At 70.0% G+C, this 13,068-nt stretch carries 12 protein-coding genes; 3 read left to right on the top strand and 9 right to left on the bottom strand.

All coding sequences use genetic code 11. The annotated features are described in order from the left end of the window. From IPG68_14495 to IPG68_14505, 3 genes are all read right to left on the bottom strand, one after another. The gene (locus IPG68_14495; protein ID MBK6764391.1) at positions 1 to 897 is read right to left on the bottom strand and encodes a hypothetical protein; all 897 of its coding nucleotides are present in this window, start codon (positions 895 to 897) and stop codon (positions 1 to 3) included. Further along, entirely contained in the window at positions 894 to 1,529 is a 636-nt protein-coding gene (lipB, locus tag IPG68_14500; protein ID MBK6764392.1) for a lipoyl(octanoyl) transferase LipB, read from the bottom strand. The genes IPG68_14495 and lipB overlap by 4 nt, the downstream gene beginning before the upstream one ends. 157 nt (positions 1,530 to 1,686) lie before the next feature. Next, the gene (locus IPG68_14505; GenBank protein ID MBK6764393.1) at positions 1,687 to 2,571 is read right to left on the bottom strand and encodes a TIGR01777 family protein; all 885 of its coding nucleotides are present in this window, start codon (positions 2,569 to 2,571) and stop codon (positions 1,687 to 1,689) included. 54 nt (positions 2,572 to 2,625) lie between these two features. Between IPG68_14505 and IPG68_14510 the strand changes: the two genes are divergently transcribed. Continuing rightward, positions 2,626 to 3,297 (top strand): GAP family protein, encoded by a 672-nt coding sequence (locus tag IPG68_14510; protein MBK6764394.1) that lies wholly within the window; start codon positions 2,626 to 2,628, stop codon positions 3,295 to 3,297. Positions 3,298 to 3,319: 22 nt separating this feature from the next. Here IPG68_14510 and sucB read toward each other — a convergent pair whose 3' ends face one another. From sucB to IPG68_14525, 3 genes are read right to left on the bottom strand one after another with little or no spacing between them, the layout of a single operon-like run. Then, positions 3,320 to 4,999, bottom strand: a complete 1,680-nt coding sequence (sucB, locus tag IPG68_14515; protein ID MBK6764395.1) for a 2-oxoglutarate dehydrogenase, E2 component, dihydrolipoamide succinyltransferase — start codon at positions 4,997 to 4,999, stop codon at positions 3,320 to 3,322. Between the two features lie 16 nt (positions 5,000 to 5,015). Further along, complete coding sequence (gene lpdA / locus IPG68_14520) at positions 5,016 to 6,398, bottom strand: dihydrolipoyl dehydrogenase (protein ID MBK6764396.1); 1,383 nt, start codon at positions 6,396 to 6,398, stop codon at positions 5,016 to 5,018. A gap of 54 nt (positions 6,399 to 6,452) precedes the next feature. Further along, complete coding sequence (locus IPG68_14525) at positions 6,453 to 7,916, bottom strand: leucyl aminopeptidase (protein ID MBK6764397.1); 1,464 nt, start codon at positions 7,914 to 7,916, stop codon at positions 6,453 to 6,455. Between the two features lie 63 nt (positions 7,917 to 7,979). Between IPG68_14525 and gcvT the strand changes: the two genes are divergently transcribed. Then, a complete protein-coding gene (gcvT, locus tag IPG68_14530; GenBank protein ID MBK6764398.1) occupies positions 7,980 to 9,035 on the top strand; it encodes a glycine cleavage system aminomethyltransferase GcvT in 1,056 nt (351 codons plus the stop codon). Here gcvT and IPG68_14535 read toward each other — a convergent pair whose 3' ends face one another. Beyond that, positions 9,036 to 9,701, bottom strand: coding sequence for a nicotinate-nucleotide--dimethylbenzimidazole phosphoribosyltransferase (locus tag IPG68_14535; protein MBK6764399.1), 666 nt, complete (start codon positions 9,699 to 9,701; stop codon positions 9,036 to 9,038). After that, on the bottom strand, positions 9,698 to 11,206 hold the full coding sequence (locus IPG68_14540) for a cytochrome P450 (GenBank protein ID MBK6764400.1): 1,509 nt from the start codon (positions 11,204 to 11,206) through the stop codon (positions 9,698 to 9,700). Before IPG68_14540 ends, IPG68_14535 begins: the two co-directional genes overlap by 4 nt. A 63-nt stretch (positions 11,207 to 11,269) precedes the next feature. Here IPG68_14540 and IPG68_14545 point away from each other — a divergent pair, with 63 nt between their 5' ends. After that, positions 11,270 to 11,989, top strand: a complete 720-nt coding sequence (locus IPG68_14545) for an alpha/beta fold hydrolase (protein ID MBK6764401.1) — start codon at positions 11,270 to 11,272, stop codon at positions 11,987 to 11,989. A 259-nt stretch (positions 11,990 to 12,248) separates the two neighbouring features. Here IPG68_14545 and IPG68_14550 read toward each other — a convergent pair whose 3' ends face one another. Beyond that, positions 12,249 to 13,058 carry an ECF transporter S component gene (locus IPG68_14550; protein MBK6764402.1) on the bottom strand — a complete coding sequence of 270 codons (810 nt, stop codon included), beginning with the start codon at positions 13,056 to 13,058 and terminating at the stop codon, positions 12,249 to 12,251. Between the last annotated feature and the right edge of the window lie 10 nt (positions 13,059 to 13,068).

Below are 13,068 nucleotides of genomic sequence, written 5' to 3' on the forward strand. Positions count from 1 at the left end.
CTACGCCCGGCCACGGGGACCGACCATGTGGTAGCGGTCCTGCAGCAGTGCGCCGACAGCGATCGTCGCCATGGCCACGACAACCCACACGTAGGCGGTGATCCACGGCCTGACCATGAGCTCCCCGATGGCCCTGGTGAGGGTCCAGTCGGCGGAGTCCGCCCCTGACAGGGTCCACGACGCGTGGATGAACAGCGCCGCAACGCCGCAGGTCAGCGCGGTCAGTCCGCTGGCCACCAGCAGCGGTCGCTGGCGCGGGCGCCCGAGGGCGAGCAGCGCGGCGCCGGCGGCCACGATGCCGAGCACTGCCGGGAGGAAGGCGGCGCGCACGATGTTGATCGGCAACCGCATCCAGTCCGGCGGCAGGGGCACCGGCACGGTGAGGCCGGGTAGGTCAAGTGCGTCCAACGGGACCTGGACCGGGCCCACACCGGCCGTCTTGCCCGCCAGCAGTTCGTCGAGATCGATGTGCGCCCGTCCGGATTCCAGATCGGCCGACAGGCCGGGCCGGCCCAGCGCGTCGGCGTCCAGCCAGGCAAGGAAGGCGTTGTGGGCCTGCGTGGATGCCTCCAGGAGCAGACGCTGACCGGGCTGGGATTCCACCGCGGACCCCACCACCGTTGCGACCGCCGGCTCGGCACCGTCGAGCAGCGAGTCAACCGGCCCCGCCAGTGCCGGAACGTTGCGGGACACGAAGTCCCGCGCCGAGCCCAGGACTTGTGTCGTGGCGCGATCGGTGATCTCCCGGTCGACGTCCTCGATCTGCAGCACCCGGGTCATGGCTGCCTCGAACCATGCCTCGTCCAGGACCCGCTCGTTGAGCCACCACGAGGCGGGGGCGACCAGCCAGCCCAGGATCCACACGATGGTCGCGACTGCGACCCCGGTGGCTCTCACGGCTTTCTGCTCCCGGCCAGCATGGGGGCGAGGCCGGCTATGTGGTGGGCGACCTCCTCGATGCTCACGTCGTGGCCTGTCTCCCGCTGCAGCGAGGTCACCCCCGCGTCGGAGATCCCGCAGGGAACGATCCGGTCGTAGGCGGCCAGGTCGCAATCGACGTTCAGTGCGAAGCCGTGCATCGTCACCCCGCGAGCCACCCGGACCCCGATGGCGGCGATCTTGCGGGCCGGGGTGTGTGCGACCCACACCCCGCTGCGACCCGGCACCCTTTCCCCGGTCACCCCGTACCTCGCGCACACGGTGATGAGTAACTCCTCCAGCCGGCGCACGTAACTGACCACATCGAGCGGTTCGGGCAGTCGCATGATCGGGTAGCCCACGAGTTGGCCGGGGCCGTGCCAGGTGATCCGGCCACCCCGGTCCACGTCGATGACCCGGCTGCCATCCAGCGGCAGATCTTCTGGCTGGGTGCGGCGGCCGGCGGTGTAGACGCCCTCGTGCTCGAGCAGGAGCAGGGTGCCCGGCATGTCTCCGGCCACGACGGCCTGGTGGATCTCCCGCTGCAACTCCCAGGCCTCGAGGTACTCGACCATGCCGAGCCGGCGGACCTGGGGTCCGGCGGTGTCGATCGAGGGCAGAGGCACCCCACCAGCGTAGGCCGGACGGCGGGGGCGATGCTTCCGCGGAGCTTGAGCCGAAGGCGGGAGAGTTGCCGTTGTCGGGGAGTGGTTCTGCACGGTTGGGTCGCTCCCGGCTGTACGTTTCGCTCCCGCCTGGGGCTGTGGTTCAGCCGAGCGCCGCTTCGATCATCGACCGGATGTCGGGCTGTTCCCACTGGAAGCCGTGCGCCCTCAGAACTCCCGGGGCGATCCTTTGGCTGGCCAGGGTGTCCTCCGCGAACTCCCCGAGCACCACCTTCAGCGCGAACCCGGGGACAGGCACAACCGCAGGCCGGTGGAGCACCGCTCCCATCACGCGGGTCACTTCGGCGTTGGTGACCGGATCCGGACCCACGAGGTTCACCGGCCCGCGAACATCGTTGCTGAGCATCCACGTAAGGGCGCGCACCTCATCATTGAGGGAGATGGCCGACCAGTACTGGCGGCCGGATCCGAGCTTCCCGCCGATGCCGGCCTTGAAGATGGGGAACAGTCGCTGCCACGCGCCGCCGTCGGAGGACACGACCAGACCGGTGCGCGCGAACGCGACCCGTACGCCGGCATCGATCGCGGGCTGCGTCGCGGCCTCCCAGCGCTCCACCACCGACGCCAGGAAGCCGCCGCCCTGGGGGCCGCTCTCATCGGTCAGCCGGTCACCGGTGTCGCCGTAGTAGCCGATGGCCGATCCGCTGATCAGAACCGACGGTCCGCCTTCGGCCTTCGCCATGGCGCGAGCGATGGTGCCAGTACCGTCGACCCGGCTGTCGAGGATCTGCTTCTTGTGCGCGTCCGTCCATCGCCTGTCCCCGATACCGGCGCCGGCGAGGTGGACGATCGCGTTCAGCCCGGCGAGCAGGTCCGGATCGAGGTCAGTGCCTGGCTGCCAGCGGATCTCGTCGGCGGCCCCGGGGGGACGTCGGACGAAGGTGACGACCTGATGACCCTCTGCCCGAAGGTGCCCCGCCAGGGCTGATCCGATAAGTCCCGTTGCTCCCGTTATGCCGATGTGCATGTTCCCAGTTTGGGGGACGTCGCCGTCGCCGCAAGCCGACTAGGCTCGGGGCTCGTGTGGGAACTCCTGACTTCCGTACTGCCACTGGGCCTGGCTGCTGCCGTCACCCCCACCCTGTTCGCCCTGCAGGTTCTCGTGGTGTCAGGCCCGCACTGGCAGACCCGTGCGCGGTCGGTGGTGGTCGGCGCGGGCGCGGTCTTCCTCGTGGTCTTCGCCCTTGTGCTGGGCGGGTTGAGCCAGTTGCCGGGCGCCGGCACCGGGACGAAACCGCGCTGGGAATACGTGATCGAACTCGGCTGCGGGCTCATCCTGATGCTCGCCGCGATCTGGATGCTGCGCCCGCATCCGGAGGCTGACGCGCGACTGGAGAAAAAGGTCGAGGGTTATGCCGATCATGCGTCGCCGTGGATGTTCGCGGGACTCGCGGCCTACATGAGCGTCACGGACTTCTCGACCCTGGTCATCCTGCTGCCCGCTCTGCACGACGTCACGAATTCGGCGGTTCCGGTGGCGGGCAAGGCGCTGGTGGTGGCGCTGTTGTACGGCTGCGCGCTGCTACCGGTCGTCGGGCCGCCGTTGGCCGTGCGGGTGGCCGGCGACCGGGGCGTGCAGGCGATGAAGCGGCTGTACGCACTGGTCATGGGTCACCAGTTGCAGGTCATGGGGGCAGTGGCGGGCGCCGTCGGGGTGATCCTCATCTTCCGCGGGGTCAGCGGGCTCTGGTGAGCCGGTGCCGTGGCCCGCTGTGTTACAGGTCCGCCTCGAAGTCGCCTGCCTCCAGCCGGACCTTCATCAGCGACAGGAAGCGGGCAGCGTCGGCGCCGTCCACCAGGCGGTGATCGTAGGTCAGGGCCAGGTACACCATGGATCGCACGGCGATGGCCTCGTTGCCCGCGTCGTCCGTCACCACGACCGGGCGCTTGACAACCGCACCGGTGCCCAGGATGCCCACCTGCGGCTGATTGATGATCGGGGTGTCGAACAACGCGCCGCGACTGCCGGTGTTCGTCAGCGTGAACGTACCCCCGGACAACTCGTCGGGGCTGACCTTGTTCGTGCGTGTGCGCTCGGCGAGGTCGGCGATCTTGCGGGCCAGACCCGCGATGTTGAGATCCCCGGCGTGACGGATCACGGGGACCAGCAGTCCGCGCTCGGTGTCTACTGCGACGCCGAGGTGCTCGCCGTCGTGGTAGGTGACAGTGCCGGCCTCCAGATCCATGCTCGCGTTCAGCTGCGGGAACTGCCGGAGCGCCTCGCAGGTGGCTCTCGCGAAGAACGGCATGTAGGTCAACTTCACGCCTTGTCGGGCGAAGAAGTCGTCCTTCACTGCCTGCCGAAGTTGCGCGATGCGGGTGACATCGACCTCCAGGACGGTGGTCAACTGGGCTGACATGGCCAGGGACTCGACCATGCGGGTGGCGATCACCTTGCGCAGGCGGCTCATCGGCTCGGTGCGGCCGCGCAGGTGCGCCATCTCGGTCCGTGCTGGGGCAGGGGCCGTGGGCGGTTTCGGAGCGGGGGCGGGCGCTGCGGCCGGTGGCGCCGTCTTGGCCTCGGCGGCAGCCAGAACGTCCTGCTTGCGGATCCTGCCACCGACACCGGTGCCCTTCACCGTGGCCAGATCCACGCCCTTCTCGTTGGCGAGCTTGCGCACGATGGGGGTCACGTAGACGGTGTCCTGACCCGGGGCCGTCGCGGCCGGAGCCGCCGCCGGAGCCGTGGGGACTGGAGCCGCTGCCGGAGGTGCCGGAGCCACCGGGGCGGGAGCGGGCTGGGCGGGAGCGGGAGCGGCCAGAGCCGCAGCCGGGGCGGCGCCCGGTGCGCCGATGACGGCGAGGACCGCACCTACCTCCACGGTCTCGTCCTCGCTCACCCGGATCTCGGTGAGCACGCCGGCGATCGGGGCGGGGATCTCGGTATCCACCTTGTCCGTGCTGACCTCGAGCAGTGGCTCATCGACGGCGACGGCGTCGCCGACCTGCTTGAGCCAGCGGGTGACCGTGCCCTCGGTGACGCTCTCGCCGAGAGCCGGCAGAGCCACCGTGGTTCCCTCGCCGGCCGGCTGGGCTGCAGGGGCAGCAGCTGCCGGAGCGGGTTCGGGCTCGGGCTCGGGTTCGGGTTCGGGCTCGGGAACCGGCGCCGCGGCAGCGGGGGGCTGTTCGGCTGGGGCCGGGGCGGCAGCCGCCTCGGAGGAGTCGGCTATGACGGCGAGCTCCGCGCCCACCTCGATCACTTCGTCCTCCTGTGCCCGGATCTCGGTGAGCACCCCGGAGACGGGGGAGGGGATCTCCGTGTCGACCTTGTCCGTGCTGACCTCCAGCAACGGTTCGTCGGCACTGACGGTGTCGCCGACCTGCTTGAGCCAGCGGGTGACGGTCCCCTCGGTGACGGACTCGCCGAGTTGGGGCATCGTGACCGAAGTCGCCATGAGTGTCTCCTTGCGATCAGGCGTGCGCGTGCAGGGGTTTGCCGGCCAGCGCGAGGTGTGTCTCGCCCATGGCCTCGTTCTGAGTGGGGTGGGCATGCACGAGGGCTGCGACATCCTCGGGGTACGCCTCCCAGTTGTAGATCAACTGCCCCTCGCCGATGAGTTCGCCGACCCGGCTGCCGACCATATGGATGCCGACCACCGGGCCGTCCTTCTGGCGCACGAGCTTGATGAAGCCCTGGGTGGCCAGGATCTGGCTCTTGCCGTTGCCCCCGAGGTTGTACTCGTAGGTCTCGATCTCGCCGAACTTCTCCGCCGCCTGGGCCTGCGTGTAACCGACGGAGGCGACTTCGGGCTCGCAGTAGGTGACGCGCGGGATGCCGGCCTCGTCGATCGGTGCAGGATTGCGCCCTGCCAAGTGCTCGGCCAGGTAGATGCCCTGGGCGAATCCACGGTGCGCCAGCTGCAGGCCAGGGACGATGTCGCCGACCGCGTAGACGCCGGGCACGTTGGTCTGTAGGTGGTCGTCCACCGGCACGAAACCCCGGTCGAGAGTGACCCCGTTCTCCTCGTACCCGACACCGGAGGTGCGGGGCCCGCGGCCCACCGCGACCAGCAGCACGTCGGCGGTGAGGCTGGTCCCGTTCTCCAGCGCGACCGTGACGGACGAGTCGTCCTGGGTCGCGCTCGTGAACTTCACACCCGTGTGGAACGCGATCTTGCGCTTGCGGAAGGCCCGCTCCAGGGCCTTCGAGCAGGCCTCGTCCTCAGCCGGCACCAGATGGGGTAGGGCCTCGACGATGGTGACCTCGGTGCCGAAGGAGGTCCAGACGCTGGCGAACTCAACGCCGATCACGCCGCCGCCAAGCACGATCGCGGTCTTGGGAACCCAGTCCATCTGCAGAGCCTGGTCGCTGGTGATGATGCGACCGCCGATTTCCAGGCCGGGCAGCGAACGGGCGTAAGAACCGGTCCCCAGGACCACCGCGCGTCCGCGATAGGTCTGTCCGGCGACCTCCACCGCGTCCCTGCCGACCAGTTTCCCGGTGCCGGTGACGTAGGTGATGTCCCGGCCCTTCACCAAACCTTGCAGGCCCTTGTACAAGCGGTTGACGACACCGTCCTTGTACGAGTTGACCTTGGGCATGTCGATACCTTGCAGGGTCGCCTGCACCCCGAAGGCAGCACTCTCGCGGGTGGAGTCCGCCACCTCGGCGGCGTGCAAGAGGGCCTTGGTGGGGATGCAGCCCCGGTGCAGGCAGGTGCCACCGAGCTTGTCCTCCTCGATGAGGGCGACCTTCTTGCCCAGTTGCGACGCCCGCAGCGCGCAGGCATAGCCACCGCTGCCACCGCCCAGGATCACGATGTCGAACAGGTCCTCGGCCACATCTCTCCTCACGTCGGTACCAGTGGCATCCTCTCAGCAGATGCGGGTACTGGGCTACCTGGATGCCTACCGAGCCGCGTCGCGGGCGAGTTGGATCAGGGTGCGGGCCGCGAACCCGGTGCCGCCCTTGGGCGTGTACCCGTGGGGGGTCGCTTCGTTGAACGCCGGACCGGCGATGTCAAGGTGGGCCCAGGGCTGCTCGGAGGGGACGAACGCCTCCAGGAACAGCCCCGCGACCAGCATGCCGCCGTACTGCTCGCCGATGTTCTTCATGTCGGCCACCGGGGACTTCAGGCTGGCGCGCAGCGCCTCGGGCAGGGGCATCGGCCAGAACCGCTCGCCGACCTGTTCACCGGCTGCCTGCACACGACCGGCCAGTTCGTCGCGGTTCGACATCACGGCGGCGACATGGGTGCCCAGTGCGATCATCTGCGCACCGGTCAACGTGGCGACGTCGAGCAGTACGTCCGGGTGCTGTTCGGCTGCCAACGCGAGTGCGTCGGCCATCACCAGGCGCCCCTCCGCGTCGGTGTTCAAGACCTCCACCGTGGTGCCGTCGCGCATGGTGATGACATCACCGGGGCGCTGGGCGGTGCCGCTGGGCATGTTCTCCGCACAGGCGAGGTACGCGCTGATCCGCACGGGCAGGCCGAGTTCGGCGATGGTGCGGGTGGCGGCGAGGACTGCGGCGGCCCCGGCCATGTCGCACTTCATGGTCTCCATCGACTTCGGGGGCTTCAGTGACAGACCGCCGGAGTCGAACGTGATGCCCTTGCCCACGAACGCAAGGTGGCGTTTGGCGTCTTTCGGCGCGTACTCCAGGTGGACCAGGCGCGGGGGATTGGCCGATCCCTGCCCGACGCCCATGATGCCGCCCATGGACTCCCGCAGCAGCCGTTCGGGTTCCCACACGCTCACCTTGACCGGCAGGCCCTTGCACTGCTTCTTGGCGGTGGCGGCGAACGCAGCCGGGGTCAAGCGCACGGGCGGTTCGTTGACCAGATCGCGTGCGAGTCCGGCCGCCTTCACGTCGGCCACCGATTTGCGCTTCACCGCAGACCGCGCGGCACGCGGGGCCGTGGTGGCGACAGTGATCGCGCCGACGGGATCGGTGGCGGGGGACCCGGTGATCTTCAGCGGGACATGGGCGCCGAGCAGCGCCCCCTCACAGGCCGCGGCGAGCAGCGACTGCGATCCGGTGGGCAGGGCGACGACCACGCTCTTGACAGCGCCGGCGGCACGCACCGCCGCCCCCGCCGCTTCTCGCACGGCGACGGCGTCGGGTTTCCCGGGCACCCCGACAGCGATCACCGAGTCCGCCACCAGCGGCCCCGGGGCCGGTATCCGCCACGTCTGACCGCGCTCCGCGGTGCAGCCGATCCGCTCGAGGTCGCGCGCGATTGTGCGGCGCACGGCGGTGGGCAGCGAGCCGCTGACGATCTTGAGGGCGTCGTCCTTGGTCACCCCCACCACAACCACCTGGGCACGGGCAGATGTCACATCGCCGTCGCTGATGCGCAATGTCGTCACGCGAGAACCTCCTAGCTCCTGCAGCCAACCCTATGTCGCGACGTCAGCGGATACCGTGGGGCAATGTCCAGCCACGCACCTGTCCTTTCCCCGCTGCACGAGGTCCATGTCCCTGCCGGCGCCAAGTTCGCGGACTTCGCGGGATGGTCGATGCCGTTGGAGTACACCGGTGTGATCGCCGAGCACACAGCGGTGCGCGACGCGCTGGGGGTCTTCGACGTGTCCCACCTGGGGACACTGACCGTGCGGGGCCCGGTCCAGGCACTCAACACCGTGCTCACCAACGACCTCGACCGTCTCGAGTCCGGGCAGGCGCAGGACACGTTGTGCCTGAACGAGGCCGGGGGCGTGGTCGACGACCTCATCGCCTACCGTGTCGGCGCCGCTGAGTTCCTGCTCATCCCCAATGCGGCCAATTGCGTCGAGGTGGCCGAGCGCGTGGCGGCCGGGGGCCTCGAGGTCGCTGACGTGACCCGTGAGATCGCGATCATCGCGGTGCAGGGCCCTGGATCGGACGACTGGGTCGCCCGGTCCGGAATCCCGGAACTGGACTACATGTCCTTCGGCACGGCAATCGTGGCCGGCGTGGCGTGCACCGTTTGCCGCACTGGTTACACCGGCGAACGGGGGGTCGAGATCCTGGCACCCGCTGGCTCGGCGGCAGTGGTGTGGGACGAGGTGGTCGCCGCGGGCGCCACGGCCTGCGGCCTCGGCGCACGCGACACGTTGCGGACTGAGATGGGCTATCCGTTACACGGCCACGAACTGCGACCCGATGTCCCCGCGCGGTGGTCCTCGGTGGCCTGGGCGGTGGTCACGGACAAAGGCGAATTCGTCGGTCGGCAGCCGTTCGTGGACACCGAGCCCGCCCGCAAGATCGTTGGGCTGCGGGTGACTGGTCGCGGCGTTCCGCGTGCCGACATGGCGGTGATGGCAGGCGGCAAGGAGGTCGGCGTGACGACCAGCGGCACCTTCTCGCCGACACTGAAGACCGGTATCGCCCTGGCCCGTGTCGCCCGCGAGGTCGCCACCGGGGACAGCGTGGACATCATGGTGCGGGGGCGCGCCGTCCCCGCCGATGTCGTCAGGTTGCCGTTCGTGCCGGCGCGGGTGCGCTGATCACGACGCGGCCAGCAGGGCCAGGCGCAGTGTCGCCAGACCGCTGAGCGCACCGAGGCCCTCGCCCGGGCCGATTCCGCTCGTGCCCCACACGCCGGCCTCGCACCGGTCGAGGAAGAACCGCTGCACCGGTTCGTCGCCGCACACAGGCGCTTGCACCGGTGGTAGTTGCCCGGCGATTGCGGCCGCGGCGGCGCTGACCACGCCGTCGAGGAGGACGGGGACGTCGGCCTCCTGAAGGACCTGCACCAACTGTGCGATGGGCTCGGGCAATTGTGCGTCGGTGCGGGTGCGAACGTCCTGGACCTTGTCCATCCACTGCTGGTCGTCGATGCCGCTGCCGTACCCGACCACGAGTTGGGGTTCGGCGGCGAAGTGGGTGACGGCGACGCTGGCGGCCAGGGTGGTCATCCCGCGCCCGGCCGAGGCCAGCAGGAGCAGGTCGTGCCCCTCGGGAAGGTCCCCGGCCCCGGCGACGAACACAGGCACGTCGAGGTGGGCGGCGACCCTCGACGTGGGCGTTTCGCGCCGCGGCCAGGTGGCGCCGTGGTCGGGCGACAGCGCCGAGACCGCCGAAGGGTCGTCGTGCACCGCGACGACCAGTAGGGGATTCTGCGGCGTGGGGCCGGCACCGACTTCGCGCCACCAGGCGACTTGGGGGTTCACGGCCGGGCGCGCACGGTGGTGGGCAGCGGCACGGCCGGTCGCAATGTGATGGCTGACATCATCGGCGGCTCGGGTTCGGAGCCGACGTCCAGGTGCCACCGGCGTGCCAGTGTCGCCAGCAGCGTCACCGCCTCGGTCCACGCGAAGTGCTCTCCGATGCAGCGGCGGGTGGCGAATCCGAAGGGGAACCACACCCCGCGGGGCACACGTGGAGCCCGTTCGTCGAAGCGGCCCTGCGCATCCAACCAGCGCTCCGGGTGGAACCGGCCGGCCCCGGCCCAGAACCTCGGGTCACGGTGCAGCGCGAACTGCGAGGCCAGGACGACACTGCCGCGGGGGAGGTCCCATCCGGCCACGCGCAGGTCGGTGTCCAGCCAGCGGCCCAGGATCCACGCCGGTGGGTGCAGGCGCATCGACTCGGCCACCACGGCGTAGGTGCGCGGCAGAGTGGGCAGGTCGCCGGCGACGAGGGGGCGGTCCGGCAACGCGTCGAGTTCATCCTCCAGCCAAGCGCGCACCTCGGGGTTGTGCGACAGCAGGTTCCAGGACCACGTCAGGGCCAGCGCAGTGGTCTCGTGGCCGGCCAGCACGAGCGTCATGGCCTCGTCGCGGACCTCCTCGGACGTGAAGGCCGGCTTCCCGTCCTCGTCGGTCGCATCCAGCAGCAGGGTCAGCAGATCGGTGCCGGCGCGACCCTGGGCGGTCTCGAACCGGCGCCGGGTGATCATGTCGTCGACGATGGCGTCGAGGTCCTCGATGGCCTGGATCTCCCGGCGACGCCGGGCGGTGGGCACCCTTGACAGCGGGGAACTCCAGGGTCCGATGCCGCGGGCGAATCCGGAGAGCACGGTTTCGAGGGCGGCTGCGACCTCAGGGGCCTCACCCCGCAGCTCCACCCCGAAGATCGTCCGCCCGATGACATCGAGGGTGAGTTCCGACATGGTCTCGGCGAGGTCGATGCGGTGGCCGTCGGACCACTGCCCATCGGTGACCTGGGCCGCCGCCACCATGTCCTCGACGTAACCCTCGATGCGCCGGTTGTGGAACAGGGGCTGGATCGCGCGGCGATGGCGCAGGTGGGTGGCGCCGTCGGCCGTGAGCAAGCCCTCGCCGAGCAAGGGCCGTGTCATCTGCAGGCCCAGGCTCTTGCGCGTGTGGCGACCGTTGGTGACGAACACGTCCCAGATGGCCTCGGGGGAGAACAGCACGTACACGTTCTCGCCGCCGAGGGGTACGTAGACGAGGGGCTGGTGACGGGCCGCGAGCGCGGCGAAGAACTCGTGGGGGGATCGGTGGCCGCTGACCATCGTCAGCGCCGCTGCGAGCGCGTTCGGGCCCGGGGGGCGCGGGACGTCGGGCTGCCGGACCCGCATACTGGCCACCGCGGCCCTGGCGGCATCCGTGCGCTGTGTCACCGTACTGGCCATATATGTAGTGTGCATCGCGACGGTGGTGGCGACGGCAAGTAGGAGGAACGCGTGGTGGACGACTGGCGTGACACCCATCTCCCGCAGCTCCACTGGGCGCCTCGTGGACTGCCGGCCCGATGGAAGTCCGTGCCTGGCTGGGTGGCCCGCATCGCATCGGAGAGCCGGTTCGCCGGTGAGGTGCTGGACTTCGAGAAGCACCTTCCGCACAGCGGCGGTCCGACCACCACCATCGACCGCCAGGTCCTGGTCGTCCCGGGCTTCGGTTTCGGGGACGCGGCCACCGCACCCATGCAGCTCGCACTCAGGCGCGCAGGCTTCCGGGTGGTCCGCTCGCACATCCTGGCCAACGTCCGCTGTTCGGACCGTGCGGTCGACCGGCTGGCCGAGGTGGCACGGCGCGCGGTCGACGCCGACCACGGTCAGCGCTTGATGGTGGTGGGCCACAGCCGAGGTGGGATGCTCGCCCGCGGACTGGGCGCGCGGCACCCGGAGCTCGTCAGCACAGCGGTCAGTCTCGGCGCCCCCCTGAACGACGAATTCGCCTTCTACGAGATCCCCCAGCCGATGGTGGGGGCCCTCAGGGTCGTCCACCAGCGGGATCCGGAGTTGCGCGCCCGCAAGTGCGTGACTGCGCAATGCACCTGCCCGTACATGCAGGCGGTCCACCGGCCGTTCCCGGAAGATGTGGAGTTGATCAGTTACTACACGACCTCGGACGGGATCGTCGACTGGCGGGCGTGCGTGGTTCCCGGTGCGGAGAACATCGAGGTCAGTGGCTCGCACTTGGGGATGGGCCTGCGACCGGAGACCGTCGGCCTGGTGGTGCGCCGCCTGATCGCCTCGGCCAACCGGTTCTGAGGCAGCCCTCGCGGCCGGCGTTCTGCACGCGGGGCCGCGAGGTTGGAGTTCGCTCACGGCGTTGGAGAACCCACGCGTGGGTTCTCCAACCTCGTGCCTGTCCTCCAACCTCACGGTGACCATGTGCTGCGTTGAGCCCCCCACATGTCTGCTGCCAGGGACAGATCCTCAGGGGCCATCGCGGGGCACGCGAGCGTGTCCCGCTTCGCTCTGCACTCGAACCTGGCCGGCGTCGTGCCCCGCGCTGGTGGGATCGCCCTCAGTGGGATCCCGGTTCGGTCCCCGTGAGCGCAGGCTCGAACCGCACCGGCACGTCGAACGCGGCGCGGCGGGTGGCCCGTCGCACGGAGCGCAGCAGGACGGGACCGGCCAGCAGGGTCAGCACGCTGGTGAGCACCGCGCGGGGGATGTCCCAGCCCAGTGACGTAGCCGCCGTGAACGCCAGCCAGCGGCCCAGGTTCTCGGACAGCGGGGCCCCCGGGACGAAGGTCAACTGGCTGCCATCACCGAGCGCCCACGGCCAGAACGACAGATTCATCAATAACCCGTAGCCCAGGCTGCCGATCGCCCCATAAGCCATGAGCATCGCGATCTCGGCCCTGCCGCGGATCTGGGGGAGCAGTCCCGCAGCCATGGCGAACCACCCGGCAGCGACCATCTGGAACGGCAGCCACGGACCGACCCCGGCCGTGAGCAGAGCGGAGGTGAACATCGCCAGGCTGCCCAAGGCGAATCCGAACGCGGGGCCGAGTGCCCGGCCGCCGAGCAGCAGGATGACGAACATCGGTTCCAGCCCGGCGACGCCGGCGCCCAGCGGCCGGACGGCGGTGGCCACCGCGGCGAGCACGGCCAGCATCGCCACGCCCTTCGCGTCGAGCCCACCATCGCTGATCTCCGCCAGCAGCACCCCCACCACCAGTGGCAGCAACAGCGCGAAGAACCAGGGTGCGTCGCTGGCGTGATCGGCCGCCAGACTGCTGGGCGCGACCAGGAACGGCCAGAAGAAGGCGATGACCCCGACCGCGCTCACTGCCAGCAGGGCAGCAGTCGTGCGGGGGCGCAACGGCACGGCGTGGACC

This window comes from Micrococcales bacterium (assembly GCA_016703125.1).
Lineage (GTDB): Bacteria > Actinomycetota > Actinomycetes > S36-B12 > UBA10799 > JADKAV01.

What these genes read in the sequence shown, in the direction of transcription:
- sucB (MBK6764395.1), bottom strand. Translation starts at nt 4,999, where the DNA reads ATGGCGACTTCGGTCACGATGCCCCAACTCGGCGAGTCCGTCACCGAG.
- gcvT (MBK6764398.1), top strand. Translation starts at nt 7,980, where the DNA reads ATGTCCAGCCACGCACCTGTCCTTTCCCCGCTGCACGAGGTCCATGTC.
- IPG68_14505 (MBK6764393.1), bottom strand. Translation starts at nt 2,571, where the DNA reads ATGCACATCGGCATAACGGGAGCAACGGGACTTATCGGATCAGCCCTG.
- IPG68_14540 (MBK6764400.1), bottom strand. Translation starts at nt 11,206, where the DNA reads ATGGGTGTCACGCCAGTCGTCCACCACGCGTTCCTCCTACTTGCCGTC.